The 25,662-nt window shown below is 48.4% G+C and carries 21 protein-coding genes, 1 tRNA gene and 1 pseudogene; 5 read left to right on the top strand and 18 right to left on the bottom strand.

All coding sequences use genetic code 11. From position 1 onward, the window contains the following. Nucleotides 1–123 precede the first annotated feature (123 nt). From H7A02_10160 to H7A02_10150, 3 genes and pseudogenes are all read left to right on the top strand, one after another. Complete coding sequence (locus H7A02_10160) at nucleotides 124–2,856, top strand: PAS domain S-box protein (protein ID MCP5172618.1); 2,733 nt, start codon at nucleotides 124–126, stop codon at nucleotides 2,854–2,856. Continuing rightward, a pseudogene (locus tag H7A02_10155) lies at nucleotides 2,853–3,506 on the top strand (response regulator transcription factor). The gene H7A02_10160 and the pseudogene H7A02_10155 overlap by 4 nt, the downstream one beginning before the upstream one ends. A 144-nt stretch (nucleotides 3,507–3,650) precedes the next feature. After that, on the top strand, nucleotides 3,651–6,206 hold the full coding sequence (locus H7A02_10150) for an EAL domain-containing protein (protein ID MCP5172617.1): 2,556 nt from the start codon (nucleotides 3,651–3,653) through the stop codon (nucleotides 6,204–6,206). Between the two features lie 466 nt (nucleotides 6,207–6,672). Here the strand turns inward: H7A02_10150 and H7A02_10145 are convergent, their stop codons facing one another. The 6 genes from H7A02_10145 to H7A02_10120 form a co-directional block, all read right to left on the bottom strand. Further along, nucleotides 6,673–7,833, bottom strand: a complete 1,161-nt coding sequence (locus H7A02_10145) for a Fic family protein (protein MCP5172616.1) — start codon at nucleotides 7,831–7,833, stop codon at nucleotides 6,673–6,675. Nucleotides 7,834–8,247: 414 nt separating this feature from the next. Then, the gene (locus tag H7A02_10140; protein ID MCP5172615.1) at nucleotides 8,248–9,246 is read right to left on the bottom strand and encodes a hypothetical protein; all 999 of its coding nucleotides are present in this window, start codon (nucleotides 9,244–9,246) and stop codon (nucleotides 8,248–8,250) included. 17 nt (nucleotides 9,247–9,263) lie between these two features. Next, entirely contained in the window at nucleotides 9,264–11,261 is a 1,998-nt protein-coding gene (locus H7A02_10135; GenBank protein MCP5172614.1) for a hypothetical protein, read from the bottom strand. After that, nucleotides 11,258–12,238, bottom strand: coding sequence for a hypothetical protein (locus H7A02_10130; protein ID MCP5172613.1), 981 nt, complete (start codon nucleotides 12,236–12,238; stop codon nucleotides 11,258–11,260). The genes H7A02_10135 and H7A02_10130 overlap by 4 nt, the downstream gene beginning before the upstream one ends. Next, nucleotides 12,238–13,452, bottom strand: a complete 1,215-nt coding sequence (locus tag H7A02_10125; GenBank protein ID MCP5172612.1) for a DNA cytosine methyltransferase — start codon at nucleotides 13,450–13,452, stop codon at nucleotides 12,238–12,240. Before H7A02_10125 ends, H7A02_10130 begins: the two co-directional genes overlap by 1 nt. 70 nt (nucleotides 13,453–13,522) lie before the next feature. After that, entirely contained in the window at nucleotides 13,523–13,819 is a 297-nt protein-coding gene (locus H7A02_10120) for a type II toxin-antitoxin system RelE/ParE family toxin (protein MCP5172611.1), read from the bottom strand. A gap of 1,031 nt (nucleotides 13,820–14,850) precedes the next feature. Here H7A02_10120 and H7A02_10115 point away from each other — a divergent pair. Both H7A02_10115 and H7A02_10110 read left to right on the top strand, forming a co-directional pair. Next, nucleotides 14,851–15,717 carry an integrase domain-containing protein gene (locus H7A02_10115; protein MCP5172610.1) on the top strand — a complete coding sequence of 289 codons (867 nt, stop codon included), beginning with the start codon at nucleotides 14,851–14,853 and terminating at the stop codon, nucleotides 15,715–15,717. Between the two features lie 282 nt (nucleotides 15,718–15,999). Continuing rightward, on the top strand, nucleotides 16,000–17,169 hold the full coding sequence (locus tag H7A02_10110; protein ID MCP5172609.1) for a tyrosine-type recombinase/integrase: 1,170 nt from the start codon (nucleotides 16,000–16,002) through the stop codon (nucleotides 17,167–17,169). A gap of 267 nt (nucleotides 17,170–17,436) precedes the next feature. Here the strand turns inward: H7A02_10110 and H7A02_10105 are convergent. The 12 genes from H7A02_10105 to H7A02_10050 all read right to left on the bottom strand — a co-directional run bounded on the left by H7A02_10105 (nucleotide 17,437) and on the right by H7A02_10050 (nucleotide 25,651). Next, nucleotides 17,437–17,513 (bottom strand) — tRNA-Met (locus H7A02_10105). A 110-nt stretch (nucleotides 17,514–17,623) separates the two neighbouring features. Next, nucleotides 17,624–18,163 carry a DUF615 domain-containing protein gene (locus H7A02_10100; GenBank protein ID MCP5172608.1) on the bottom strand — a complete coding sequence of 180 codons (540 nt, stop codon included), beginning with the start codon at nucleotides 18,161–18,163 and terminating at the stop codon, nucleotides 17,624–17,626. 14 nt (nucleotides 18,164–18,177) lie between these two features. Next, the gene (mgtE, locus tag H7A02_10095; protein MCP5172607.1) at nucleotides 18,178–19,536 is read right to left on the bottom strand and encodes a magnesium transporter; all 1,359 of its coding nucleotides are present in this window, start codon (nucleotides 19,534–19,536) and stop codon (nucleotides 18,178–18,180) included. A gap of 125 nt (nucleotides 19,537–19,661) precedes the next feature. Further along, entirely contained in the window at nucleotides 19,662–19,934 is a 273-nt protein-coding gene (locus tag H7A02_10090) for an HPr family phosphocarrier protein (protein MCP5172606.1), read from the bottom strand. A gap of 77 nt (nucleotides 19,935–20,011) precedes the next feature. Continuing rightward, on the bottom strand, nucleotides 20,012–20,872 hold the full coding sequence (gene rapZ / locus H7A02_10085; GenBank protein MCP5172605.1) for an RNase adapter RapZ: 861 nt from the start codon (nucleotides 20,870–20,872) through the stop codon (nucleotides 20,012–20,014). Nucleotides 20,873–20,884: 12 nt separating this feature from the next. Then, nucleotides 20,885–21,343 (bottom strand): PTS IIA-like nitrogen regulatory protein PtsN, encoded by a 459-nt coding sequence (gene ptsN / locus H7A02_10080; protein MCP5172604.1) that lies wholly within the window; start codon nucleotides 21,341–21,343, stop codon nucleotides 20,885–20,887. Nucleotides 21,344–21,376: 33 nt separating this feature from the next. Then, entirely contained in the window at nucleotides 21,377–21,664 is a 288-nt protein-coding gene (gene raiA / locus H7A02_10075) for a ribosome-associated translation inhibitor RaiA (protein ID MCP5172603.1), read from the bottom strand. Nucleotides 21,665–21,692: 28 nt separating this feature from the next. Then, the gene (locus tag H7A02_10070; GenBank protein MCP5172602.1) at nucleotides 21,693–23,156 is read right to left on the bottom strand and encodes an RNA polymerase factor sigma-54; all 1,464 of its coding nucleotides are present in this window, start codon (nucleotides 23,154–23,156) and stop codon (nucleotides 21,693–21,695) included. Nucleotides 23,157–23,306: 150 nt separating this feature from the next. Next, nucleotides 23,307–24,032, bottom strand: a complete 726-nt coding sequence (gene lptB, locus H7A02_10065) for an LPS export ABC transporter ATP-binding protein (GenBank protein ID MCP5172601.1) — start codon at nucleotides 24,030–24,032, stop codon at nucleotides 23,307–23,309. Further along, nucleotides 24,032–24,556: a lipopolysaccharide transport periplasmic protein LptA gene (gene lptA, locus H7A02_10060; GenBank protein ID MCP5172600.1), complete on the bottom strand. Its 525-nt coding sequence runs from the start codon at nucleotides 24,554–24,556 to the stop codon at nucleotides 24,032–24,034. Before lptA ends, lptB begins: the two co-directional genes overlap by 1 nt. Next, complete coding sequence (lptC, locus tag H7A02_10055; GenBank protein MCP5172599.1) at nucleotides 24,543–25,118, bottom strand: LPS export ABC transporter periplasmic protein LptC; 576 nt, start codon at nucleotides 25,116–25,118, stop codon at nucleotides 24,543–24,545. The genes lptA and lptC overlap by 14 nt, the downstream gene beginning before the upstream one ends. Continuing rightward, nucleotides 25,118–25,651 (bottom strand): HAD-IIIA family hydrolase, encoded by a 534-nt coding sequence (locus tag H7A02_10050; GenBank protein ID MCP5172598.1) that lies wholly within the window; start codon nucleotides 25,649–25,651, stop codon nucleotides 25,118–25,120. The genes lptC and H7A02_10050 overlap by 1 nt, the downstream gene beginning before the upstream one ends. Nucleotides 25,652–25,662 lie beyond the last annotated feature (11 nt).

The following is a 25,662-nucleotide window of genomic DNA, read 5'->3' as shown; positions in this document are numbered from 1 at the left end:
ACGGATGTGAGTATACGGCTCAAGGGCTGTAACCGGATTATTTTTTGCGGTCTTGGAAAGGTAGCGGCACGGGTTGTAAGTGCTTATAGTTAGCCGAGTCACTGATGGAATAGAATAAAAAATATGAAGCTTTTCTGGCGCAATACCTTAAAAAAGAACCTCGCTTTGACCGGAGAGGAAGCAGAAGATGTGACCGGTAGTTTGCCAGATATGGTTTTTTCTCTCGATGCCAATACCGGGCGTATTACCCAGTGTAACAACACTTTATGCGATGTGACGGGGTTTACCAAAGCGGAAGTTATCGGGCGCCCTATTTTTGAACTGTATCACCCGGACTGTCGTGAGCAGGTAGAAAGGGTTTTCAGCGATTTCTCAGAAACAGGCAAACCGCAGAGTGAAGAGCTTCAGATATTGTTAAAGAATGGAGACAAGTGCGATGTCAGTTTGAGTGCCACTGCACATCGTCTCTCGAGCAGGGAAATTCTCTACAGTCAGGCGCCACAGCGTGATATTGAGGAACTGAAGCAAACCAAACAGTTTCTTTACGGGCAGAACCAGATACTTGAAAAAATTGCCAGAGGTGCAGCGCTTGGTGATTCGCTCACAGCATTGGTAACGCTGATTGAGCAACAGGATCCAAAAATGATCTGCTCAATTTTACTGCTGGAAGAAGATGGTGTGCATGTCCGCCATGGTGCCGCACCAAGGCTGCCAGCAGAGTATATTGCGGCTATTGATGGTCAGGCGATCGGACCAAAAGCAGGTTCTTGTGGCACGGCGATGTATCGGCGTGAACCTGTTTATGTCGAGGATATAACGTTTGACCCGCTATGGGATGATTACCGGTCTTTTGCTTTGGCGTCCGGCTTGAAGGCGTGCTGGTCAACCCCGATTTTTGATAAAGGTGGTGAAGTGCTCGGCACCTTTGCGGTCTATTATTCTGAACCGGGGCTACCGGATATGCCAGGGTTTAGACTGGTTGATACGGCTGCGAGCATTGCTGCTATCGCGATCAGTCGGCATCATTCGGAAGTGCTTCTGGAGCGGAGTCGTATCCGGATGGCCAATGTCTTCGAGCAGGCTAATGACGGCATCTACATTATCTCTGCTAACGACAATCGATACCTCGATGTTAACCCTCATGGTGCAGAAATGCTGGGCTACAGCCGTCAAGAGTTGTTGCATATGAGGGTTGCCGATATTGTGGCATTCGACGAGAAGAAGCGTTTACGGCCATCCACTGAGAGAATGATGGCGGGTGAGCGACATCTGGAGGAGTGGGAACATATCCGCAAGGATGGTTCGACCTTTCTGGCTGAGGTCAGCGCGCGTCGAATCGATGAAGATTCCTGCATGGCAATTGTTCGCGACCTCAGTGAGCGTCACGCAGCTGAACTTGTGTTGCGAGAGAGCGAAGAAAAATTGCGCCTGTTCATTCAGTATTCACCTTCGGCAATTGCCATGTTTGATCAGAATATGTGTTACCTGGCTTACAGCCAGCGCTGGTTGATTGATTACGAGCTGGGTGAGCGGGATCTTGTTGGTCTTTGCCACTATGATGTATTTCCCGACCTGCCAGCACACTGGAAGGACGTGCACAAGCGTTGTTTAGCCGGCAGCATAGAAAAATGTGAAGAAGAGTCCTTCGTTCGGGCCAGTGGCAAAGAGGAGTGGGTACGCTGGGAGATTCATCCGTGGCGGGCGGCGAGCGGAGGGATTGGTGGCATTATCCTTTTTTCTGAGACTATTACCAGGCGCAAGCAAGCTGAAGAACAGCTTAGGGCCAGCGAGCAGCGTTTTCGTTTAGCGCTGGAAGCAGCGCATCTGGGGATTTTTGACTGGGATATCGCCAGTAATCAGATTGTTTGGTCTCGCTATCATGAAACGGCGTGGGGATTTCTCGATGGCGAATTTGATGGCACCTATGAGGCTTTTGCCAAACGTATACACCCGGATGATATCGAGGCTATTGACAGCAAGGCGCAGCACTGTATTGCCAATCGAACTCCGTTCTCGCATGAATTTCGCATTATCTGGCCGGATGGAAGCATTCACTGGATTGCAGCAAGGGGCGAGATGGCAGACACCGCCGAGGGCGAACCTCCAAGAATGCGGGGCGCTGTGGTGGAAGTGACTGCGCGCAAACTGGCAGAGCTAGAGCTTCAGGAGAGCAATCGCCAGCTTGAAAAGCTTTCACGCAAAATGTTGTCTGCCCAGGAAGCCGAGCGCCGTAACGTCGCTCGGGAACTGCATGATGAAATTGGCCAGCTGCTCACAGTGGTAAAACTTGACCTGCAAACCGTTTTGCACAAGACCGGCAGCGAAGCACTGGCGCCGGCCTTGAAAGATGGTATGGAGTCCATTGATCGGGTAGTGGCAAGGGTGCGAGACCTGTCGATGAATCTACGACCATCAATGCTTGATGACCTTGGTCTGGCCCCCGCTTTGCGCTGGTATGTCATGCGGCAGGCAGAGCGGCTGGGGAGGGGATTTAAGGTGGATTTAAAGTTGCCCCCGGCCTTGCCTTTCCTGGCAGAAGAAGTCCAAACAGCCTGTTTTCGAATAGCACAGGAAGCGTTTACCAACATTGTTCGTCATGCGCGCGCGAAGCGCATTCTGGTGGAGCTGGCGGTGGTGGATAATCAGCTGGAGCTAACGGTTACTGATGATGGTGTTGGGTTTTATGCGGGCCCGAACCACCAGGGTTTTGGTTTGCTCAGCATGCAGGAGCGTGCCGAACTGGCTGGCGGCAGCCTTGATATTGATTCCGCTCCGGGGCAAGGAACCCGTATATTCGCACAATTCCCAATCACTCTTTCGGAGGCTGTTCCTGCAGTGAAAGCATCCGAGATATGAGCACTGTACGCATTTTGATTGCCGACGATCATCATTTGGTGCGTACAGGTATGAGTGCCTTGCTGCAGTCCTTTCCATAGGTCGAAGTGGTGGCAGAAACCGGCGATGGCCGTCAGGCAGTTGAGTTAACCAAATCGCACCGCCCTGGTATTGTACTGATGGATATCGCCATGCCGGGGCTAAATGGTCTGGAGGCGACGGCACATATTGCCAGAGATTGCCCCGATGTTCGGGTTATTATCTTGTCCATGCATGCTGATGAGGAATATGTGCGTCAGGCACTTCGAGCCGGTGCCAGTGGTTATCTGCTTAAAAATGCCGCCCCGGAAGAGCTTAAATTTGCTATTCAATCAGTCATGCAGGGCAAACTCTGGCTGTCGCCCTCTATTTCGAGGGCTGTGGTGGACAATTACCTCGATTCCCATCCAGCTGATATTAGCCCACTTGATGCCCTGACTGCCCGCCAGAGAGAGATTCTGCAATTGATCGCCGAGGGGCAAAGCACCAAGCAGATTGCGGCAACACTTGATGTGAGCATTAAAACCATTGAAACACACAGGGCTCAGCTTATGGAGCGACTGGATATTCATGATATCTCCGGATTAGTTCGTTTTGCTATCCGGTATGGCCTGATACATATCGACTCCTGATACAGCCGCTCTGTCGATTCTCTCTACCACCTATCCTCCAATCTGGTCTCGGGTATTTAGCGGTGATTACTCAGGGATTTCCTGATGGCAGGGTTTTCTGTTTTTACGCAGACTGAGTATGCCGTTAGAAACTGAGTGATACCGATGAGCTCTCTTGCTGTTTCAACATCGCCTGCTGTGCCATTGCGGGTATTATTGGTAGATGACTGCCCCCATTACCTTGCTGCAACCAGCCGGTTTTTAGGGCTCTACCCCTGGGTCGAAGTTGTTGGTCAGGCGTCGTCAAAAGAGGAGGCGTTGTCACTTGCTCATGAGCTTGAGCCTCAGCTGATTCTCATGGATATCGTGATGCCTCAGGTGAGTGGTATTGATATTGCCCGTGAGATTAAGGCCCGAGAGAATCCCCCCCTGATTGTTATGGTTTCCCTGCACAATAATGCGGAGTATCGGTACTACGCCAGTGAAGCTGGGGCGGATGGGTACATCACCAAAACAGAACTGCAGGCTGAGTTGCCACTGCTGCTTAAATCAGTGCGAAGCTCTGGTTTGCTTCCGCACGTGGTTACGCTTTCTCCTGAAATAAAATCATCAACAAATAATTTGGTTAACCAGGCGCTTATTGAAAGTGAAGAAAGGTTAAGAATTGCTCTTGAAGTCGGGGGCATGGGCATTTTTGACTGGGACTTGGTTAATGACGTTGTGACTTGGTCACAGGCTCATGCGCACCTCTGCGGGTTGCAAGTTGATCGGTTGGATGGGAACTATGCCACGTTCTCGAGCTTTATCCACCCGGATGATCTTGCGAGTGTTGAAGAAGCTTCAGACAAGGCTCGTCGCGAACAGGTAGCTTATCAGGCACGTTACCGTGTTATCTGGCCTGGTGAGGATTCTATTCGATGGATTCAGGCGCAAGGACGATATGAGTACGATGATCATGGGAAGCCTTTACGTTTGCGGGGGGTTGCCACTGATGTTACCGAAGCAATGGAGAATTTACATGAACTAAAGCAAAAACAGGCTCGCCTGACCGCTATTTTTGATGGCAGCCCCCAGTGTATCAATCTGTTGGATACCGAGGGGCGGATTCAGGAAATTAATTCCTTTGGGGTGGCAATGCTAGGGCTCAAAAGCGCGGACCGGCTTGTGGGGCATCGTCTGGGTCAGTTTGTTTCACCCGAATTCAAAGATCAGGCGTGGGCTGCTTTTGAAGCCGCTTTAAAGGGACTTAGTGCTCGCACTGAACTGGAAATTGTCGATGGCAACGGCCAGTTGCGCTGGGTAGAGACGAACTGGGCACCGATTCATTGCCCGGTCAGTGGTGAACTCTCTGTCTTGTGCCTGACGGTAGATGTGACGGATCGCAAAAAAGCTGAAGAAAGGGTGAGCTTTCTCTCCAATTACGATGCGCTGACCGGGTTGCCTAACCGAACGTTGTTTACAGATCGGCTAGGGCAGGCGATGGTGGATGTGCACCGGCACAACCGCTCGATATGCGTCATCTTTCTGGATATTGACTGTTTTACAAGCATCATCGATACGCTTGGTTTGCATGTCGGTGAAATACTTATAAAGGATACGGCCCAGCGTCTCGAAAAAGCGGTGCGTCCTGGTGATACGGTAGCCCGGATCGGTGGGGATGAGTTTGCCCTGCTGCTTGCCGACATGGAGAAAGACGATGATGCCACCTTGATTGTGCAGCGCGTGATGCAGGTTTTCAGTTTGCCGTTCGAGGTCGATGGCCAAAACCGGCATATCAGCGCGAGCCTCGGTGCTACACTGCACCCGGTGGATGACCAGCAGGCTGACGTGGAAACGGTTTTGTGCAACGCTGAAATTGCGTTATTCCGTGCCAAGGAAGTAGGGCGCTCCACCTATCGATTCTACGATGCAGGCATGACCAAGCGGGCACACGAGGATATAGCCATTGAAACTGCCCTGCGAAGTGCCATTGATAATGATGAAATGACACTCCACTACCAGCCGATTGTAGACTTGCGAACCGGCAAGATTCGGGGTGTTGAAGCACTATTACGCTGGTCTAACCCCAATTTGGGTGATCTTTCTCCCGTGCGCTTTATCCCCATTGCTGAAGATAGTGGTTTGATTGTACCCATTGGACAATGGGTGATGAGGACGGCATGTGAGCAGATGCAAGCCTGGCATGAGGCCGGTTACCCGGATTTGTATGTAGCTGTTAATGTCTCGTCCCGTCAGTTTCATGAACCAGACATGGTTGCCAGTATTGAGGAAATACTGACTGAAACGGGGTTGGAGAGCCAGTGCCTGGAGTTGGAGATTACAGAGAGTATCCTGATAACCAACTCGGAGCTGACCGTTCACAGCATCAACAAGCTCGACATGATGGGCGTTAAATTCTCAATAGATGATTTTGGTACAGGCTATTCCAGCCTCAGCTACCTTAAGCGCTTCCCGATAGATACGCTCAAAATTGACCGCTCGTTTGTGCGCGATATCACGGCAGATATGGACGATGCAGCGATTGTGCGGGCCATTATTACCATGGCGGAAAACCTGGGGCTTGAAGTGGTTGCAGAGGGTGTTGAGAACCCCGAGCAGCTTGCATTCCTATCGGAACACGGCAGTCACGCCATGCAGGGCTTCTTCTTTAGCAAACCCAAACCGGCGGAAGAAATAAGTCAGTTGCTGTTCGAAGGCAAGTGCTTACCTGCCAAGAAATAAAGGTTAGCTATGCTGGAAAAGGTGTAAACACAGTGTTCGGCATACGCTCTGAATGAGATGGTAGCTACGGGTGGACTTGAACCACCGACCCCAGCATTATGAAACTGGCTGGAAATTATTAACTCATTGATTTTATTAAATTTAATTTCGTCACCCACAGCAAATTTGCAGTACAGAGCACAGTTTTTCACAGCAAGTCACGCAAATCTCACGCAAGTGCCATATTTGGGTTTAGGGCGTGCCGACACTGTTATTTCACTTTTAAGGTAAGGGAATAAAATAAGTCCCGCCTAATTTCATTTTCAAAAAACCAAGTTACACAAAGCAGCCAACCGAAAGAAGCACCATGATTTTTAAGATGCATATTCACTTTTTCTCAAGGAAAGCGGGGTAACGGTCTCTGTAGTCTTGCTCTAGCAGGTGAGGCAATGGTTTCACTGATGAATGAATTAATAGCTGGCCTTATTTAAGCCTCCGGAAATAGCCCCGGCATCCAGCGACCGGCGAGTGTGGCCGGGAAGGCTATATGTAAGGGGGCGCGTGTGCTTTCGGAGGTAATGACTCCGGCATTCTGGAGAGCTGCCACGATTCGTCGCGCCTGTCGCTCTCCTGTGCCCACAATGCCTTGAACTTCTCCCCGCGGAAGTTCGCCGCGATACAGGATGGCTTCCAGTACATTCCCTGCCTTCGGCGGCAGGTTATCTGTCCGTATTTCTTCTTCGCACCAGAGTCGGATGCGTTCCCGCAATTTATCCGGCTGAACAAGTTGCTCCATAAAAGTGACTTGATCTATACAAGTTTGTAAGAAGAATGCTGTGAATTCGGCAAGGGCGCTTTCACTAAGGTTTCCTCGACCATCGGTATCGCCACGGCGCGGTTGGTCACAAGCAATCAAGTGTTGCTTGTATTTGGCTTCTTGTCGGGCAAGGCCGCGGGCGATTGACCACACCCCGCCTGTATCAAGAGCTTCTCGGAGCATAGCGTATGACATGAGGCGAGCCACGCGGCCATTCCCGTCAAGAAACGGGTGAATCCATAAAAGGCGATGATGTGCCGCTGCCGCCGAGAAAATTGTCTCTGCTTTTTTATGCTGGCTATACACATCTTCAAATCGCCGCAGAAAACGGGGCAGAGCACCTGCACTTACAGGAATGTGGTTTCCGACCTGTACATCCCGTAATCTCAACTGTCCAGGGGTGAGGCGTACACGTTCACCTGAATTGGGATCTTCTACCCAAAGTAGTTCTTCCGGTAACAGTTCGCCAAACCGTTTGTGGATTTCACAAATGCTTTCAAGGGTAGTGGTTCGCCCACCGTCCAATCCACCCTCATCGATCCATTTTTGAACCATAACATGAGCGCGCGCTTCTAGTTGTAGGTCTCTCTTTTTCGGTTCGGCGCTATAGTCGTCCCGCATCGCGCGTTCAATATCGACGGGGTGAGTATTGTGCCCCTCAATCAAGTTCGAGTAGTAACAATTCATGGCGCGAACAAGTTTGGCAAGAGCGGTTACGATTCCTTCGGGCAGGCTGCGTCTGAAGCCGGCAGACTTGGCGGCAAGCTCTACAGATAGCTCAGTTAAAGCCGCACGGTGACGGGAGCCTTCACTGATTTGGAGTGGCTCCATGATTGCAGTAGATTCTCCGCGATCAATGGCCGCCGCTATGTCCGCTTTAATGTCCGGTTCTTTTTTGTCCATAAACTGTTTTATATCATATAGTTAATTTGTTTTAAAGGAGTAGTTTAACCGAATAAAAGACCGCTTTAATGTCCGGCTTTTTATTTCGCTTTGTCACTACTATGAAATTGGCTGAAAATTAATAACTAATTGATTTTATTATCGCCACCCAAGGCAAGTTTGCAGTACAGGGCACGGTTTTTCACAACAAGTCACACAAATAGAGTTGAATAAGTTGTCAGGGGTATGGCGAGGCAGGGTGGTAGAAGGTTGGATCCAGTTCAGGATATTTAAACTGTCGCCAATCGGCCAGAAGCGGACATTCAATTACATAAACTGTCCCAAGGATGCTCAGATTCCACCTCAACTTTTATGAACTTGGGTATCTAACGTATAGATTTGATTACCCCCAAGCTTTACAAAATATGCAAATGCCTCGTTCATATCGTCCATTTTTCTAACTCCCAGCGAATACTTCAAACTATATACTTTGGGCTGCGTATAGTAGACAGCGCAATTTCCAACGGTACAAGCATATAAGCACATAGCCAGAGACATTGGTTTGGGGCCATATGGTGCGAACCATGTTTTCCTTTTTCCATTTTCAGTAAGCAAGCATATTTGTTCAAATATGGAAGGTACGTTACGAGCAGAAACCCGAGTAGGCTCTATATCTTCTTCGTGAAGAAAGGCATCGTTAATATTTTTAATAAACTGCCAGTTTCTTTGGTAAGAAGGCGGCCCCGGTGGAAATGGCAACAACAATTCCACATCTCCTGCATGGCAATTGGCACTCAAAAAACTGGGAAAGGCCATGGCTGAATATCCTACCCCAATCAAAACCAAGTCATATAAATCATCAGATACATTGTCATCATTAAATGCAGGCAATGTCTGGCATGGCTCATCTTGAGAGCTAAGAGGAAGCTTTCCATATTTTTCAGGCACTGAATAGCAAGCTATGAAGTTTTTTATCCTTTCATCCCGAATTATCAGCTTGGCAAGCAAGAAAAAAAATTTTTTTGGAAAACATGAAATATCAAGCACTATGCTCTCGCTATCGCCCACAAAATTTTCGTACCAAGTATTCAAATCCCCAGCTTTGGACAGCAATTCAAACTCAGCTGACGAAAACTCATGACCAAATGCTGCTTGTCCAATTTCTGTTTGGCTAGATAGCGATTCTGTAAATTTCTGCAACTCCTGATTCAACGGGTGCCCTAGTATCTTAATTCCCCCCACCCGACCTAAAAGTTCCATTTTTTGCAAATTATCTGCAACTGCAAAGGTTCTTTCTTCCGTGGAAATGCAGGTAATTAAATCCCAGGTATCTACATCGACACACGATAGAATATCGTGCATATATCCCCATGGTTTAATCAAAAATCAAACTCTCCTTGAAAATCTGTATCCTGATCACCGCCCCCTTGAATAACATTACAACCTCCTTTCGAAACCCAGCTTCTAACATCATCTAATGATGCGTAGTAAGGTTCTTTTGTTTTGGATGGAGGGATTTTCAAGAAAGGGCACAGAATCGGTCGGAAATAATATTTCCTCCTGGCCTTTCGATCTGCTGACTTGGTGGTATGCTCGACTTCGATCAAGTCCCCAAATCCAACAAGGTCTCCGAGCAAAGATTTAAGCTCGTTATCAAAATCGATGTCTTTTACCTTAACAGAAAAACCGGTGCCGCCAGGGTATGACATTGAAAGATCCTTGTATAAACGCTTTTCCAAAAAGCGTGAGCAGTTTTCGATAAAACCCGATCTATTTTCGCCGTTATACTCGCTCGCTATCTGTCTAAGTGAATGAGCACTGGCTTTGTGAATACCAATATTCTGAATTTTTTCGCTGATTGATTCTAAATCTTCTTCTGAATCTAGTGATTCGTCCTCAAGCAATTCATCCCAGATGTATTTACACATGTTGAGAAACGTAGAAATATTGCTTCCCGACAACGTGAGTATGTCAGCGTAACCACTCCACGTTTCTCTCTGACCACAACGGCTGCTAATTTGCTTTAACGCGTGGGCTACTCGCTCCTTTCTCCAATAAGGCTTATCTTTCCACGGCATAGATTCCAGCTTCTCGAAATTAGATAAATAATCTTTTTTGGCTTGCCCCTGTTGCCTTACCCATGCCTCTACTAACTTCGCATCCAGAACATTTTGGCTATTTAAAGCTTTTAAAAATTCTTTAAAATCTTCTGGCCAAGCATCCGCCAACCTTAGTGCACGCGATGGATTTGTGCCTCCATAGTATTCCGCCTTCTTTTTGGCTGACCAAGACACTCCAAATATATTGGTCATAGCTTCTTTGCCAGATACGTTGGATAACGTATATCCCGCGCTGCGAAGGCGTCTAATAAATACTTTTTCCATCAATTCAGGGAAAACCCAATTAGATGGGTCTTCCAGTCTGCGAAGTTCCTGATTCAGATCGAGTAATACGTGAGTTCTTCCTTCTTCAAGCGTAGCGCTTGAGCCAAATACTTGTAGATTGCTGTCATTCCATGCATAACTTCTAGTTCCTATGCGATAGGAAACCTGAGTCGATCTATCAGCTAGAGCTTTATTGATCATCTCCCTATAGCTTTCATTGAATTTGCCCCCGCTTTCTTCTATGTGGAACAAATCTTCGTACTGGTCTATATGAATAAAAACCGTAGTATCTTGTTGTATACAGTTGTGTTTTTTCAGTGAGTTAACCAGAGCATTTATAGGTTTCCCTATCTCCGTTTTGGATTTGTCGATCTCCTCTGGAATACTGCGAATATTAAAATTCAGATAATTTTTGTAGGTAAGTAGTCTTTTTTTAAGGACTTCTTTTAACTCGTTAATCGTTGAAACATCTTTTAGCGCGCCAAACCAACAATCGTCATTTGCCAATTCGGTTACGAAGCTTCCTTTTTCAAAACTATCTTTGGAAATTCCTGCCTGGCCACTTAAGCTTTCGCCTTCAACAACTACCTTCTCAATATTCTGGACTAGATCATTAACCAACCAATAATTTACAAAGTCTGCAAAATAAAAAGGCACCTTTGATTCTCGCCCTTCGGACTTGTCATCGGTGCGTTGACTAAAATCCCAGGCCCCACTTGTGTTGATATTGATACCTGCTGCCACAAAACGCCTTGAATCAAGAGGTACCGGAAACTCCTCCCCTGATCTAGAGTATGCGACCCTCACTTCAGGCTTAAGCAAATTTAAGAGCATAGTCTTGCCGGTGCCTGGAGTGCCTTTTAGCACAACATTTCCTGGACGAAAAAGCTGAGAGACTCTATCTATCAAAATAGGCGTAAATAGAGACACAAAACTATTGCTGTCTACTGACTCTGCTCGATAGTAATCGGCAAATGGGTTTCTCTTTATCATCGATGCCCACCTTGTCGAGGAAATAAAGGTGTCCACTCATCATAATTTGAATGAATTAGAGGCATCGTGTTATTTGGGCAGTTAGTGTGCATTATCAATAATGACCCAGATTCTCCGAAACCATATATCGTGTCATACTCTCCATTGTTCTCGTCAATGTATTTCTTTTCGTATTTCTCTGCGATTTGTTTCACTTTTTCCAGAATGTCATTACTTTGAGTCTCTTGCTTTGCGGATATGAATACATGCTCATTCATTATCAAGACCGGTTTAAACATAAAATGTAATGCACGGGCCAATGACATCCCATTCTCATATCCAGTTTTCCCGCATAATAATGGAATAACTAAAACGCTAAATTCACTAAATAACGTATTTGCGCCATTTAACACGTAATCCATTTGGCTTCCCGAACCGACATGGTCATCGAGGATAACCACTCGCTCTATGTTTCTTTTCTTTAGTAGCTCAATGCTTGAAGCTACTCGATCTTCTCCACCAGCTCGGACATCCGCATACCAATCTATAGATAACCCCTTATTAATCAAGCCATTTGCATGATAAAAATCATTCAGATTCATGCTATCAGTCAATTTAGTAAATGCTGTACGATTGACTTCTTCCTGTATAATCGCATTAAACGATTCAGTGCTATCAAATTTCAGCTCACCTGACGTTTTAAATAGCCATTGAAGATAGTTTTCTTCAAATGCCGTTTTGTAGAGAGATTTAAACTCTTTTGACCCAACGAAAAACAGATTTGGAATTAACTGGTATAAAGATTTCTTTTCTTCAACCTTTTCGACATTTCCTAACCACCCATTTAATCTTTGCTTGAATTTTGGCAACACGTCATATTCTGAGAAAAGCAATTTATCCAAGTATCTTATTAGTTCTTGTAACGCCATAAACTCAGAGCCATCGTCCAATCCTAAGCCCCAGCTGATTACCATTTCTTGAATTTCTTTCTCCGTCACTAAATGGCCTCCAAAATATCCTTTATATATTTTGCTAACACCTTTGAAACAGGTGGGGGGACAGCATTTCCTACCTGCTGCATCTTTTGCGACTCCGTACCTATAAACTTATAGTCTCTAGGAAACCCTTGTAATAAAGCTGCTTCACAGGAAGCAAAACCTCTGTTTTCGGTTGGATGAAGAAAATATTTTGGATTGCCAAATTTAGTGTCGACTGTAGGAGAAAAACCGTCAGGAGATAGCCTCCGATACTTCCCATTAAACGTATGGGATAAATTTACTTTCTGATTTTTATCAACTCTTACATAGCCCTTTTTATTTAAGCTGCGTAGCCGCCTCTTGACGCCAAAACCCAAGCCTTTCTCTAAAACCGACGGGGCGACAAAGTCGCCATCTCCATGTCCTCTAACCCGATTACTCTTTGCTCTACGAGCCTTCATTAATTCCTTCAATATCAGTATGTCAGTTTCATCAACATACCCAAAAACTTCAGGAATATCCCACGTATGAACCGCCGCATTCCCTCCCCTGACATCACAGAGCTTTTGTCCTGGTTTGATCTTTTTAGCAATAAGTAAATCTATTCCTTTTAGTATTTCAGGCGCAGATTCTTTCGGTCCATCAGTTAATACCTGGCCGACAGTTTTTTTCTTGAAACTCTTAGAAAGCTGGACTCGATTAAAGATATCTGTATTCGCACCTCGAACTCCCACTAGAAAAATCCGTTTTCTTTTCTGAGGCACTCCATAATCATCAGCCTTAATTACTAAGGTAGTTGTAACAAAGCCATTATTTAAAAGTATATCGTTGGCGCGCTTCCACCAATCTCCATGCTTTCCAGAGAGTGCTCCAGGAACATTTTCTGCGACAAATATCTTAGCTTTATATTGCAGCGCGATTTCAACTGCTCTTATAAGCAATTGATTTCTTGGATCATCATAATTCCTTTTACCTAGGGTAGAAAAACCTTGGCAAGGAGACCCAGATAGAACTAAATCAACCTTACTCACTCCTTTAATCGAGAAATTCAACGCTGACAAATCGTCTTGTGCTGCTAATTGACCATAGTTTTTGTTGTAGCTGGCTACTGCTTGTGGATTTATGTCGTACGCACCAAGACATTCAAATCCAAGCTTATTGAATCCATAATCCAAGCCTCCGCATCCGCAGAACAAACTAATAAATGAGCCATGATTAAACTTTTCGATTTTCAATGAAAACTGTTTCCCATATTATTGGTTTTGAATTCGTTAAAGTTAGGGTTCGCTCTGCAAAGAAAGCACCTTATAGCTTTCTCTCCATCTTACCATGCCGAACATGCAGGACATCGACAACAAGTTGATTTATCAAATAGAGCGCGCGGTAGTTGCCGAGTATGAAATGACGTGTTCCTCTCTGTGTATTGATTCCCTCTGACGCGATGGGGCAAAGCTCGGCGAGCGGATCGAGTTTTTCGATTGTTTCGATAATATCCAGATACCACCTCGCCGTATTTTGAGGAGACTCCTCGGCAATCTGAAGATAACGTGATTTTAAATCGTTCTCTGCAGTGGATTTGATATCGATGTGATATTTTTTCAAATATTTGGAGTCAGTGTAAAAGCTGATTCTTGAAGCACAAAATGTCCGCTTTGGGTCGGAAGCAGGCATTACATCTGAGTCTAGTGAACAAATCAAATAACCATATTTAGCTCATGTCGGGCAAATTTAAGAAAAAGTTTTATTAATAGCCTTCGCTGCTTGGAACAGTTTTTCAGTAATTTTCGCCAGTTGGGGTAGAGTTCGTCTTTCGCTTTTTAGGTTGGTAGCTGAGAGATGCCTACGTCACTACCCGCCTTTGGCAGTAGTGACGTAGGCTATAAGTACCGTGGTTGCTGAGTTTGTTGCTGGGCGTAGCCGGTTTTGAAGAGCGTATCACTACGCTGTCACTTGATACTCTGTCAGGTTCCTTTCGTTGCGCATGTCTTGAAGTGGGTGGTCTTTAGGCATTATCTGTATAAATAAAGGGGTACATTTGAACTGTTGAGTTGCGAGGGCAATTTTCTATACTGGGTTCAAGCGCATTGTTTGTTGATGCGTATTTGTGAATTTAACGAAAGAGGTGCATTCCCCCCTCGCATCTGCAAAACGGGATAGGCGAATTTATCTTACGAAGTCGTCGAATGTGCTGATCTAGGGCGAGTTGCAGCACAGCGGTTTATTCAGGGCCGTGCTTAATCAGTTCTTTGGCGCAGTGAAAGCTGCATCCGCTCAAAGGCCTGTATCACCGCAGCCGCCATAGGCTGCATTATCTTCCCAGGCCCACTGCTGGTCTCGGATGTCAAAAAGGCTGTCACGCAGGCGCTCTTTGTCATGGTGACCCACTCTAAGCATAGCGACCGCTCATGGTTGCTATTGCGACTCTACATGCTTTTGCAATGTTAGCCTTGGCCGTTTTGTGCTCGGGTGTTTGTTCGCACGATCCGTATTTCTCTGAAATCGCGACGTGCCGTCTATGTCCAGACGATTAATGAATTTTCGGGAGTGGTGTCCCGCGACTTTACCGCTTAGGCGGCTCTGCCCAGCTATGAGTTGGCAGGTGGTCAGAAACACTAACCAAAGGAGAAAACACCATGAGAAATCTGAATTATCAACTGAAGTTGTTGTGTCGCCGTAATCGGGATGGCAGTTATGCCACGCGGGTTGATAGGGAGAGGCAGCTTACGGCTATTGCCAATCAACTTCATAATCTGGGTTATCGAGGAATGAGTATCAATTCTTTGCGTCAGAAACATGTGCAGGCGCTGGTGGATTTGTGGCTGGATCAGCAGGTCAGTGCAGGCACCATCAAGAATCGCATGGCCCATATGCGTTGGTGGGCTGAGAAGATTAACCGGTCTAGTGTGATTGCGAACGCTAATATTTACTACGGAATACCGGATCGACAGTTTGTGTCGTCGGTGAATAAGGCGGTGTCTTTGAGTAAGGAGGATTTCCAGCGGATCAATGATCCCTTTGTTCGGATGAGCCTCCAGTTGCAACAAGCTTTTGGTTTGCGCCGGGAGGAGGCGCTGAAAATCTGCCCCCATTGGGCTGATCGGCAAACCTATTTGCGGTTGAAGTCGGGTTGGACCAAGGGTGGGCGACCCAGAACTATTCCGATTATTTCGGTTGAGCAGCGTGCGGTTCTGGAGGCGGCCAAGAAGTTGGCAGCTTGGGGGTCGCTAATTCCTGCTGATCTGACTTATGTGCGTCAGTTGCGGCGTTATGAACATGCTTGTACCTATGCTGGTTTGTCGAAGTTGCATGGTCTGCGACATGCCTATGCGCAGGCCCGATATCGCGCGTTAACAGGGTGGAACTGCCCCAGTGCTGGTGGCCCCAATCGGCCTCAATTAACAGCTGATCAGCGGCGAGGGGATCGAGCTGCCCGTCTTCAGATCAGTGCGGAGTTGGGGCATGAGCGGGAGCAGATCACGGCGGTCTATCTGGGCCGTTAACCGACTTGGTTGGAAACTCTACTAAATGGATTTGAGGGGAACTGATATGCACGCACAACAGGATTCGAGATTGTATTTGCAGCCGCGGCTGATCCGATTACGGGATGCGCCAGGCTACCTCGGCATGGACAAGAATCGGTTTAACCGGGAAGTCCGTCATCAGTTGACAGAAATGCCGATTGGCAAGCAGGGGATTGCCTTTGACCGACTTGAAATGGACGCTTGGGTGGAGCAGTATAAGTCCCGCTGTGGGTGTTCGATTAACCATAGGAGACATTCACTATGTCGAAGAGAACACCGGGCCTCGTCAAGCGGGGCAAAAACGGCATTTGGACAATCGACAAACGTATCAGAGGATATGGACGCCTTTTCGAAAGCACTGGAACGGGTGACAGGCAGGAAGCAGAGCGATACCTGACTTTTCGTCTGGAACAGATTCGCAATGAGATGGTGTACGGGGTCAAACCTGATTACACCTTTCGGCAGGCAGCGACCAAATATCTTCTGGAAAACGAGCGCAAGCGCAGTATTGATCGCGATGCTCAGTCGCTGAGGATTCTTGATTCTTTTATCGGGAATCTGGCCTTGCGGCAGGTGCATCAGGATACCTTGGGGCCTTTTATTGCTTCACGCAAAAAAGAGGGTCTCAAGTCCAATACGATCAATCGTGATTTGGCCGTTGTCCGGCGGGTATTAATACTGGCTGCCAGGTTGTGGCGTGATGAGCGTGGCAACCCTTGGCTGGAGACAACACCGCTGATTCGTATGTTGGATTGGAAAGATGCCAGAAAACCATACCCGATTTCGTGGGTTGAGCAGGAAAGGCTGTTTGCTGAACTGCCGATTCACTTGCGGGAAATGGCGTTGTTCAAGGTCAACACCGGCACACGGGAAGCGGAAGTCTGCGGGTTAAGATGGGAGTGGGAAGTTTCACTTCCAGAGCTGTCTGCCAGTGTATTTTTGATACCGGGGGACCTTGTTAAAAATGGCGAAGATCGGTTAGTGGTGTTGAATTCGGTGGCAAGAGCGGTTGTGAATCGCCAGCGGGGCAAGCATCGGGAACATGTGTTTACTTATACATATAAAGGTGAGCACAAGCCGGTCGAGCGGATGAATACCAAAGCATGGCGCAGAGCGCGGGACGTGACAGAGTTATCTCAGGTCAGGGTTCACGATCTGAAACACACCTTTGGTCGTCGTTTGCGCGCTGCTGGAATTGGGGTTGAAACGCGTATGGTGATGCTTGGTCACACCAACAAACAAATCACTACACACTACTCAGCAGTGGAAATCGGAGAGCTGATAGAAGCGGCTGAGAGAGTGAGTTTTGAGCGGGGGTCAACACCAACTCTAACGCTACTGAGAAGTCCAAATGCAGAGACAAAAGGAGAGTCACGCAAATCTCACGCATTTGGTAGAAACAAAAAGGGCTACACGTACGTAACTCTTTGATTTGTATCGTAGCTATGGGTGGGCTTGAACCACCGACCCCAGCATTTATGCTCGGTTATGCCAGCTAGCAGGCCGTCATACCTTACACTGCAGTGGGTATTGCGAAGCTGGATTAAGCGTGTTGGGAAGGTGAGTTTCGAGTGAGAATTAACGTCAACTCTGGCACTTTTATGGAGTCCAAATGCAGTGACAAAAGGAGAGTCACGCAAATCTCACGCATTTGGTAGAAGCAAAAAGGGCTGTGCGTACGTAACCCTTTGATTTATATGGTAGCTACGGGTGGACTTGAACCACCGACCCCAGCATTATGAATGCTGTGCTCTAACCAGCTGAGCTACGTAGCCACAAGGTGCTCATTTCGAGGGCTGCGAATTCTCACTATTTTGCCTGTTGTTGTCAAGCACTTGCTGTGGCCTGTGGTGCGGTTGTTTGCCAGACTGTTAGAGTGTTTACGTTAGTGAGGCTCAATGGTGTCGCGCAGGTATTGAAACAGTTTGCGACTTGCTGCTGGCGGCTTGTTTTGACTGAGTTCTTTTTGCGATTGTCGAACCATTTGTCTCAGGTGCTGCCGGTCGAGCTGAGGCTCTTCTGACAGTAGCTGGTTAACGGCGTCATCGCCGTTTTCGATGATTTTGTCGCGCCATTTTTCAATGCGATGAAAATGCCGTCGGTAGGTTTCGCCGTCCTTCCGGAACAGGTCGAGTTTGGCGAGAATCAGGTCTGTATCGGCAACACGCATGAGTTTGCCGATATACTGCATTTGGCGTCGCCGCCCCTCGCGGTTTTTGAGTCGCCGAAACAGTTCTAGGGCTTCTCTCAGGGTTTCTTCCAGAGGAATCTGAATGAACTGTGCATTGGGCAGGTTAGCGATGTCTTCACCAATTTTTTGCAGTGCGAGCATCTCCCGTTTGAGTTCAGATTTGCTTTTCTCTGGTTCCAGGGCATCCGGTTGCTCATCATCAGTACCTGGCCAGCTGTGGTTTTTCTTTGGCATTTGTGTCTCTGGGGTCAGGTGTAAAACAGGGTGGCAAGCCCGAGGAATGAGAAGAAGCCGACAACATCGGTAACTGTCGTCAGAGCCACACCACCAGCCAATGCCGGATCGATATCCAGGTATTTCAGGATCATGGGTAATGAGGCTCCGGCCACCGCAGCGGTTAGCAGGTTGATCACCATCGCTGCCGCGATAATAAAGGCGATGGTGGCGTCGTCAAACCAGAAAGCGGCGATAACACCCATAACCAGCGCCCAGAGCAGGCCGTTAAAGCAGCCGACAATAAATTCCTTACTGAGCAGCCATTTAAGGTTACTGCGTCCCACATGCCCAAGCGCCATGCCCCGAATCACCACCGTTAACGTCTGGTTGCCGGCCACACCGCCCATACTGGCAACTATAGGCATAAGGATTGCCAGCGCGACAACTTTGTCGATAGTGGCTTCAAACATGTTGATAACAGAAGATGCTGCAATGGCAGTAAGCAGGTTTACGCCCAGCCAGATCGCACGGCGCGGTGCGGTGCGGCGGATGGAGGCAAATGTTTCCTCCTCGTGACTGAGGCCAGCCAGCCCCAGCAGAGAATGGTCGGCATCTTCCATGATAACGTCTACCACGTCATCAATGGTGATTCGCCCCAGCAGGTGGTTGTTCTCGTCAATGACTGGAGCTGATACCCAGTCGTGGCGCTCAAATAGGTGTGCAACTTCGGAATCTGGCATGGTGGCGGGTATGGCCTCTACGTTAGTCACCATGACTTCCCGAACGGTGGTATTGGGGTTCGAAGTGAGTACTTTGCTCAATGGCAATGTCCCCAGGAAGATATCTTTTCGATTTACCACGAACAGGTTGTCGGTCACTTCCGGTATTTCTTCGTGGCGACGCAAGTAACGAAGCACAACATCCAGAGACATATCGGGGCGCACGGTGATGGTATCCGTGTTCATCAAGCCGCCAGCGGTGTCTTCGTTGTGGGTCAGTACTGATTCCACACGCAGGCGATCCTGTGTGCTCATTGACTGTAGCACTTCCGGGATTATCTGATCGGGCAACTGTTGCAGAATGTCGGCGATATCGTCAGTATCAAGCCCTTCGAACAGGCTGGCCATCTCCTCGCTGCCCATGCCTTTGAGTATTTCCTGCTGCATATCTTCGCGCAGTTCACCGAGGACTTCCCCTTCCGACTCGGACTCTACCAGGCTCCATAAGATGCGCCGAATTCGCGGAGGGGCGGATTCGATATGGTGGGCGATGTCAGCCGGGGCGAGATTATTGAGCATGTAGCCCAGTTGATGGACGGCCTGGGAATCCATGACGTCATCAATGCCGGCGAGTAGAGACAGTTGGCTGGCGGTGTCAGATGACGTTTGCATATTATCCAGAACTCCGGATCAGTGGTTGAGTGGCGTTAGTTTACTGACCGCAAAGCGAAAATAACAGTGTGCCAGGCTTGCTGGAGAAGAAGGTGCCTAAAATAAATTGGAATGAGCGTAAGTGATTATTCACTTTCGCCGAAGCGGTCGGCAATCAGTTGGCAGATATTGTCGTGTGCGGCGTCTTCATCTTCACCATTAAAGCGGAAATGCAAAACGGTATCCTGGCTTGCAGCCAATAGCATCAGCGACATCACGCTTTTGGCGTCGACCAGTTTTTCAAGGCTGTGGCCCGTTTGAATCGCAGCGGCGTATCTGCCTGCAGTTGAGGCAAGTTTGGCCGCCGCGCGTGCGTGCAGGCCGAGTTTATTAATAATTTTTATTTCGCACTCAATCATGGGGCTATAAATGCCTGAGCTGGCACTTGAAGTCAAGTCGCTCTGGTATGTTATTGATGGGTAAATAACGGGAAATATTATGAAAGTTCACGGTGGCGAACCTGAATATTGGGTAGTCGGTTGCTGAAAAATTTTCCCAACTGATTGGCGATATAGACAGAGCGGTGCTGACCACCAGTGCAGCCAATGGCGATGGTCAGGTAACTGCGATTGCTGGCCTGAAACTGAGGAATCCAGCGACTCAGGTAGCCATTGATATCAGCAAGCATATGAGCCACATCGGGTTGTGTTTCAAGAAACTCAATGACCGGTTGATCATTACCGCTGTAGCCCCGTAATTCCGGTTTCCAGTAGGGGTTGGGCAGGCATCGCACATCGAAAACAAAGTCCGCATCTACCGGAACGCCGCGCTTGAAACCAAAAGATTCGAACAGAACAGCCAGTTCTCCCTGAGTGTCCGGTGCGATGTGCTTTTTAATGATATCTCGCAGCTGGTGCAGGGTCAGGGTGCTGGTGTCTATTTTTCGGGTGGCAATGTCTGCCAGTGGCTCCAGCATCTTGCTTTCCAGTTTGATCGCTTCTTTCAGATCGACTGTGCCGCTGCTGAGCGGGTGTTTGCGACGGGTTTCGCTAAAGCGTTGGATGATGACGGGGCTGCGTGCATCCAGAAAAATGATTTCGCTATGAATTCCGTCGAGCTGGAGCTGTTTGATAATGGCGGGTAAATCACCAAGATTGCCCAGCACATTGCGTGCATCAATACCAACAGCTATCTTGTTTGGCCAAATCTGCTTCTTGTCATTGACGGTCTGCTGGATAAGGTTGGGCAGCAAGCTGGCGGGCAGGTTATCGATACAGGTGAAGCCGACATCCTCGAGCACATTGAGAGCAGTGCTTTTTCCTGAGCCTGACCTTCCACTGATGATAACCAGTCGCATACCGGTGCCCTATTAGCTTTGCTGTCTTGTAACAGCAGATTGGTAGAGTGCCTGACTGGTCGTGGCGTCGCGAAGCTGTTGGCGTTTTTCACTGTGCTGTAGCAGCTCGGCGATGGATGACAGGGTTTTCAAATGCTCGTCATTCTGTTCTTCAGGCACCACTAGCGCGAACACCAGATCCACAGGCTTATCATCAATAGCGTCGAAATCCACCGGGCTTTCCAGTTTCAGTAACGCTGCCCGAATTTGCTGGCAACCACTGACACGGCAGTGAGGAATGGCAACCCCGTGGCCGATGCCGGTGCTACCCAGCTTTTCGCGCGCGAGGAACTGGTGGTAGAGGGAGTCGGCGTCAATGCTGTCAATATTGTCGGCAACAAAATGTGACAGGTACTCCAGAACACGTTTTTTACTGCCGCCAGGGGCAGCACACAGTGTGTACTCCGGGGTCAGAATATTGGCTATTTCCATGGTGATTACTGCTTGATTTAGAGGTGGTTGAGGTTATCGGCCGCGGTTTTTTTCCTTGTGTTTGATCAGCTGACGATCCAGTTTGTCGGTAAGATCATCAATCGCAGCATACAGGTCTTCATGCTCGGCGTTGGCAAAAAATTCACCGCCACTGACATGTACGGTGGCCTCCGCTTTTTGAATCAGTTTGTCAACGGAAAGAATAACATTGGTGCTGGTGATGCGATCATGATGGCGCTCCAGACGGGAGAGCTTGTTCACGACATAATCGTTAATGGCGTCAGTGATGTCGAGATGGTGTCCACTGATGTTAAGTTGCATGTGTTTCTCCTTAGTGAATACTAGCTGTTTAGTTGTTAAATTGTCTGCGTTCGCTGGATGAAGGAATGTTCATTCCTTCGCGATATTTGGCCACGGTGCGACGGGCAATTTCAATGCCCTGTTCCTGAAGTAACGACGCGAGCTTGTTGTCGCTGAGGGGTTTTGAAGGGTTTTCTGCGCTAATCATCTTCTTCAGGATAGCGCGAATAGCGGTAGATGAACACTCCCCGCCACCGGTCGTTCCTACATGGCTGGAAAAGAAGTATTTCAGCTCATAAATGCCTTGCGGGGTATCGATATATTTCTGTGTGGTAACACGAGAAATGGTGGATTCATGAAGCTCCAGTTTCTCGGCGATATCAGCCAGAATCATAGGTTTCATTGCCTCGGCACCGTGCTCCAGAAAATCCTGCTGTAGCTCGACAATGCTGGAGGACACTCTGAGCAGGGTTTCATTGCGGCTTTCAAGGCTGCGCAGAAACCATTTGGCTTCCTGAAGATGGTTGCGAAGAAAGGTGTTGTCGTTACTGTTGTCTGCGCGGCGGATGAGAGAAGCATATTGCTGGTTAATCGAGATTTTCGGCGACACGTCACTATTGAGTGATACCTGCCAGCAACCATCGCGCTTGACCACTCTTGCATCTGGAACCACATACCCCGCGTCCGCACTATCGATGCTGTCACCGGGTAGCGGATTAAGTGTCTGGATCAGCTCAATGGCGAACTCAAGTATGTCACTGTTCAGGCCGGTGGCTTTGGTCAGTGTTTTAAAGTCACGGTTGGCCACCAGAGGCAGATATTGCGTCACCAGTAGCTTGGCTTCGGCCAGAAAAGGGGTGTTTTCTGAAAACTGGTTTAGCTGGATGGACAGGCATTCCTGTAGCGAGCTGGCGGCAACCCCGGGTGGGTCAAATTGCTGGATGCGGTGAATAACGGCAATCACTTCGTCCAGTTCGATCTCATCATCGTCCAGCGCTGCCCAAAGGTCGGCCGGTGTCTGGGTAAGTCGGCCATCGGGACTGATGGCGTCGATAATGGTGGTGCCAATATGTCGATCAATGTCGGACATTGGTGTCAGGTTCAGTTGCCAGTGAAGGTGATCCTGGAGAGATTCGGTGACACTGTGAAAACTTTCGAAGTCGGCAGAATAATCACTGCTGCTGTTGCTCAGATTGGTAGTAGGCGCGGTGGGGTAAATATCATCCCAACTGGCGTCGACGGGCAGGTCTGTCGGGATGGGTTGATCGTCGTCAGGCGACGAGTTCAGCGGTGATGTTTCTTCCTCCGATGAGGCCGATTTTCGGTTGTCGTCATCTTGCTGGCCCGATTCCGGTGAGTCTTCGTCAACTTCCAGCAGCGGGTTGGAGTAAAGTGCCTGTTGGATTTCCTGTTGTAATTCCAGCGAGGAAAGCTGAAGAAGTTTGATTGCCTGTTGCAGTTGCGGCGTCATGGTCAGTTGCTGACCGATTTTTAACTGCAAACTCTGTTTCATGAGCGGTGTCACTGCTTCCGGACATTAAGGATGCGTCCAGTGTAGCGCTGGCAATCCTGTGAAGCAATTCTTGTGCCATGCTTTTTTTTGGTTTCTTGTGAAGTTTCGCGAACTGCGCCTCGGCGTTGATCTAGCGGGCCAGACAGCTTGCTAGAGAGAAAAGTTTTCACCCAGATAGGTGTCTCTGACTTGCTGATTACTGAGAATTTCTGCCGCATGACCTTCAGCGATGACCCGACCTTCCCCAACAATGTAGGCATGCTGGCATATGTCGAGGGTTTCCCTGACGTTGTGGTCGGTTATCAAGACACCGATACCCTTATCGCGGAGGTGTCGAATAATCAGCTTGATGTCATTTACTGATATCGGATCTACACCGGCAAACGGCTCATCCAGCAAAATAAACTCTGGCTCCATAGCCAATGCCCGGGCGATTTCTACTCTGCGGCGCTCACCGCCGGATAAACTCATTCCCAGGCTGTCGCGGATGTGAGTAATATGAAATTCATGTAATAGCGATTCAAGTTTTTCCTTGCGTTGTTCTCGGGTCAAATCATCGCGGGTTTCAAGAATGGCCAGGATATTGTTCTGAACGCTCATTTTTCGAAATACTGACGCCTCTTGCGGCAGGTAGCCGATGCCTTTTCTGGCCCGGCCATGCATGGGCAGATGGGTAATATCCTCATCATCGATGCAGATAGAGCCGCTATCCTGAGGCACCAGTCCGACAATCATATAGAAACAGGTGGTCTTGCCAGCCCCGTTTGGCCCGAGTAGCCCCACGATGGTTCCGCTCTCGACGGTCATCGACACATCCTGAATCACAGGGCGTTTTTTGTAGCTTTTGGCAAGGTGCTGGGCTGAGAGTATGGCCATTAGTTTGTCTCCTTATTGGCCGATTTTGCCTGGGGGGTAGGTGGGATAAGCATTTGAATCCGTTTCCTGCCGGTATTGTCACTTTTAGCCTTGAGGACCTCCGAGGTGACATCGTAGTCTATACGTTCACCGGTGATGATGGTGCCATCCTGCTCCAGGCTGGCATTGTCTATTAGTTGAATCTGATCAAGGGCAGGACGGTACTCAATGGTGTTACCGCTTGCCAGCACCATGCTGCCATCCATTTTTGGCAATTGCTGGTAGTGGGCAGGTTTTCCTTTGCAGATAATTTTACTGACGCCCTCGGTAGTCGAGAATACAGTGACTTTTTCCGCTCGTATGAGAATGGTGCCCTGCTTGATAATGACGTTGCCTTCATAAACGGTCGTGCCTCCTTTTTCATCCCGTTCTGCCTGGTTAGACTCGATATGAATCGGTTTCTGGCGATCATCGGGGAGACTGTAAAGCGGGCCTGCCAGAGTGCAGAGCAGGCAAAATGCCAGTATCTTGTTAAGGTTTTGCACGATGTATTCCTTTGACTTTCTTTAGTAACTTGAAACGTTCCTGTTGCAGATTGGCCCACATGCCAGTGCCTGCAGTTTGTCCGTCGGGTGTGGTAATAAGGACATGCTTTTTTGATTCGGCCACATGCTTGTCAGGAAACAAGACCAGTTGTTGCGAGCGGAGTTCATTTCGGGCATTGAAGTTTGTGTTCTGCCAGGCATAGACATCCCCTGTGAGCAGCACTTTTTCGCCTCCCTGGAAAACTTCACCGTTCCTGGACGCTACCTGCCAGGGGCGCAGCGGGTTTTTAATATCAAAAACCACCATCTCCGGTGTGTCCATTTCAAACCGATCTCGGCGCTTGAAATACCGGGTTTCCGATGTTTTGAGTGTGTAGTTGAGCAGCCCTTCCTGGTTGTACTTTTTGGTATCCGTGTCAAGCATGTAACCATCAGCTTCGGGCAGCTTGTCCGGGGTTTTGGTTGTGATGGGCGAGAGAAACTTTTCTGGTGGTGAGTCCCAAAGCAACAAAAAAACGCCACAGCTAATGAGCAGGGCTGCAGTGAAAATCAGGCGGCGCATTAGAGGTATTCCGCCAGTGTTGGCGCCAGTTTTTGCTGGGCATCCAGAATCAGTTCAGCCAGTTCGCGAACTGCGCCATTGCCGCCAGCTGCGGCTGTCTGCCAGTCGGCATGGCGGGCAACAAAATGATTGCCATTGGCTGGCGTTGCTCCCAGCCCTACCTTTCGGATAACCGCCAGGTCGGGCAGATCATCACCGAGGAACGCAATTTGTTCCATACTGAAGTCATGCTCTGCCAGAATTTCCTGCAGGGCGGTCAGCTTGTCTTCACGGCCCTGCACGACCAGTTTGATACCCAGTTCGGTGGCTCGGCGTGTCAACAGGGCAGAAGAGCGGCCGGTAATAATGCCGACTTCGATGCCATTTCGCTGTAGCAGTTTGATGCCCAGACCATCCTGAATATTAAAAGCCTTTTGCTCGTTCCCTGTTTCATCGTAGTAAAGACGGCCATCCGTTAATACGCCATCGACATCCAGCAACAACAGTCGGATATTTCTGGCTTTTTTGATAACTTGCTCAGAAGGTGTCGGCATTATGGGTAAGT

Source organism: Pseudomonadales bacterium, assembly GCA_024234435.1.
Lineage (GTDB): Bacteria > Pseudomonadota > Gammaproteobacteria > Pseudomonadales > Porticoccaceae > JACKOF01.
The sequence above is the reverse complement of the archived record's forward strand: the minus strand, read 5'-3'. Positions and strand labels throughout refer to the sequence as shown.

Excerpts from the sequence above, each read along its gene's own strand:
- H7A02_10140 (MCP5172615.1), bottom strand. The coding sequence starts at position 9,246 with ATGCACGATATTCTATCGTGTGTCGATGTAGATACCTGGGATTTAATT.
- H7A02_10090 (MCP5172606.1), bottom strand. The coding sequence starts at position 19,934 with ATGATTGAGTGCGAAATAAAAATTATTAATAAACTCGGCCTGCACGCA.
- H7A02_10100 (MCP5172608.1), bottom strand. The coding sequence starts at position 18,163 with ATGCCAAAGAAAAACCACAGCTGGCCAGGTACTGATGATGAGCAACCG.
- H7A02_10070 (MCP5172602.1), bottom strand. The coding sequence starts at position 23,156 with ATGAAACAGAGTTTGCAGTTAAAAATCGGTCAGCAACTGACCATGACG.
- H7A02_10150 (MCP5172617.1), top strand. The coding sequence starts at position 3,651 with ATGAGCTCTCTTGCTGTTTCAACATCGCCTGCTGTGCCATTGCGGGTA.
- lptB (MCP5172601.1), bottom strand. The coding sequence starts at position 24,032 with ATGGCCATACTCTCAGCCCAGCACCTTGCCAAAAGCTACAAAAAACGC.
- H7A02_10110 (MCP5172609.1), top strand. The coding sequence starts at position 16,000 with ATGTCGAAGAGAACACCGGGCCTCGTCAAGCGGGGCAAAAACGGCATT.
- lptC (MCP5172599.1), bottom strand. The coding sequence starts at position 25,118 with ATGCGCCGCCTGATTTTCACTGCAGCCCTGCTCATTAGCTGTGGCGTT.
- rapZ (MCP5172605.1), bottom strand. The coding sequence starts at position 20,872 with ATGCGACTGGTTATCATCAGTGGAAGGTCAGGCTCAGGAAAAAGCACT.
- H7A02_10050 (MCP5172598.1), bottom strand. The coding sequence starts at position 25,651 with ATGCCGACACCTTCTGAGCAAGTTATCAAAAAAGCCAGAAATATCCGA.
- H7A02_10135 (MCP5172614.1), bottom strand. The coding sequence starts at position 11,261 with ATGATAAAGAGAAACCCATTTGCCGATTACTATCGAGCAGAGTCAGTA.
- H7A02_10115 (MCP5172610.1), top strand. The coding sequence starts at position 14,851 with ATGAGAAATCTGAATTATCAACTGAAGTTGTTGTGTCGCCGTAATCGG.
- H7A02_10160 (MCP5172618.1), top strand. The coding sequence starts at position 124 with ATGAAGCTTTTCTGGCGCAATACCTTAAAAAAGAACCTCGCTTTGACC.
- mgtE (MCP5172607.1), bottom strand. The coding sequence starts at position 19,536 with ATGCAAACGTCATCTGACACCGCCAGCCAACTGTCTCTACTCGCCGGC.
- H7A02_10145 (MCP5172616.1), bottom strand. The coding sequence starts at position 7,833 with ATGGAGCCACTCCAAATCAGTGAAGGCTCCCGTCACCGTGCGGCTTTA.
- raiA (MCP5172603.1), bottom strand. The coding sequence starts at position 21,664 with ATGCAACTTAACATCAGTGGACACCATCTCGACATCACTGACGCCATT.
- ptsN (MCP5172604.1), bottom strand. The coding sequence starts at position 21,343 with ATGGAAATAGCCAATATTCTGACCCCGGAGTACACACTGTGTGCTGCC.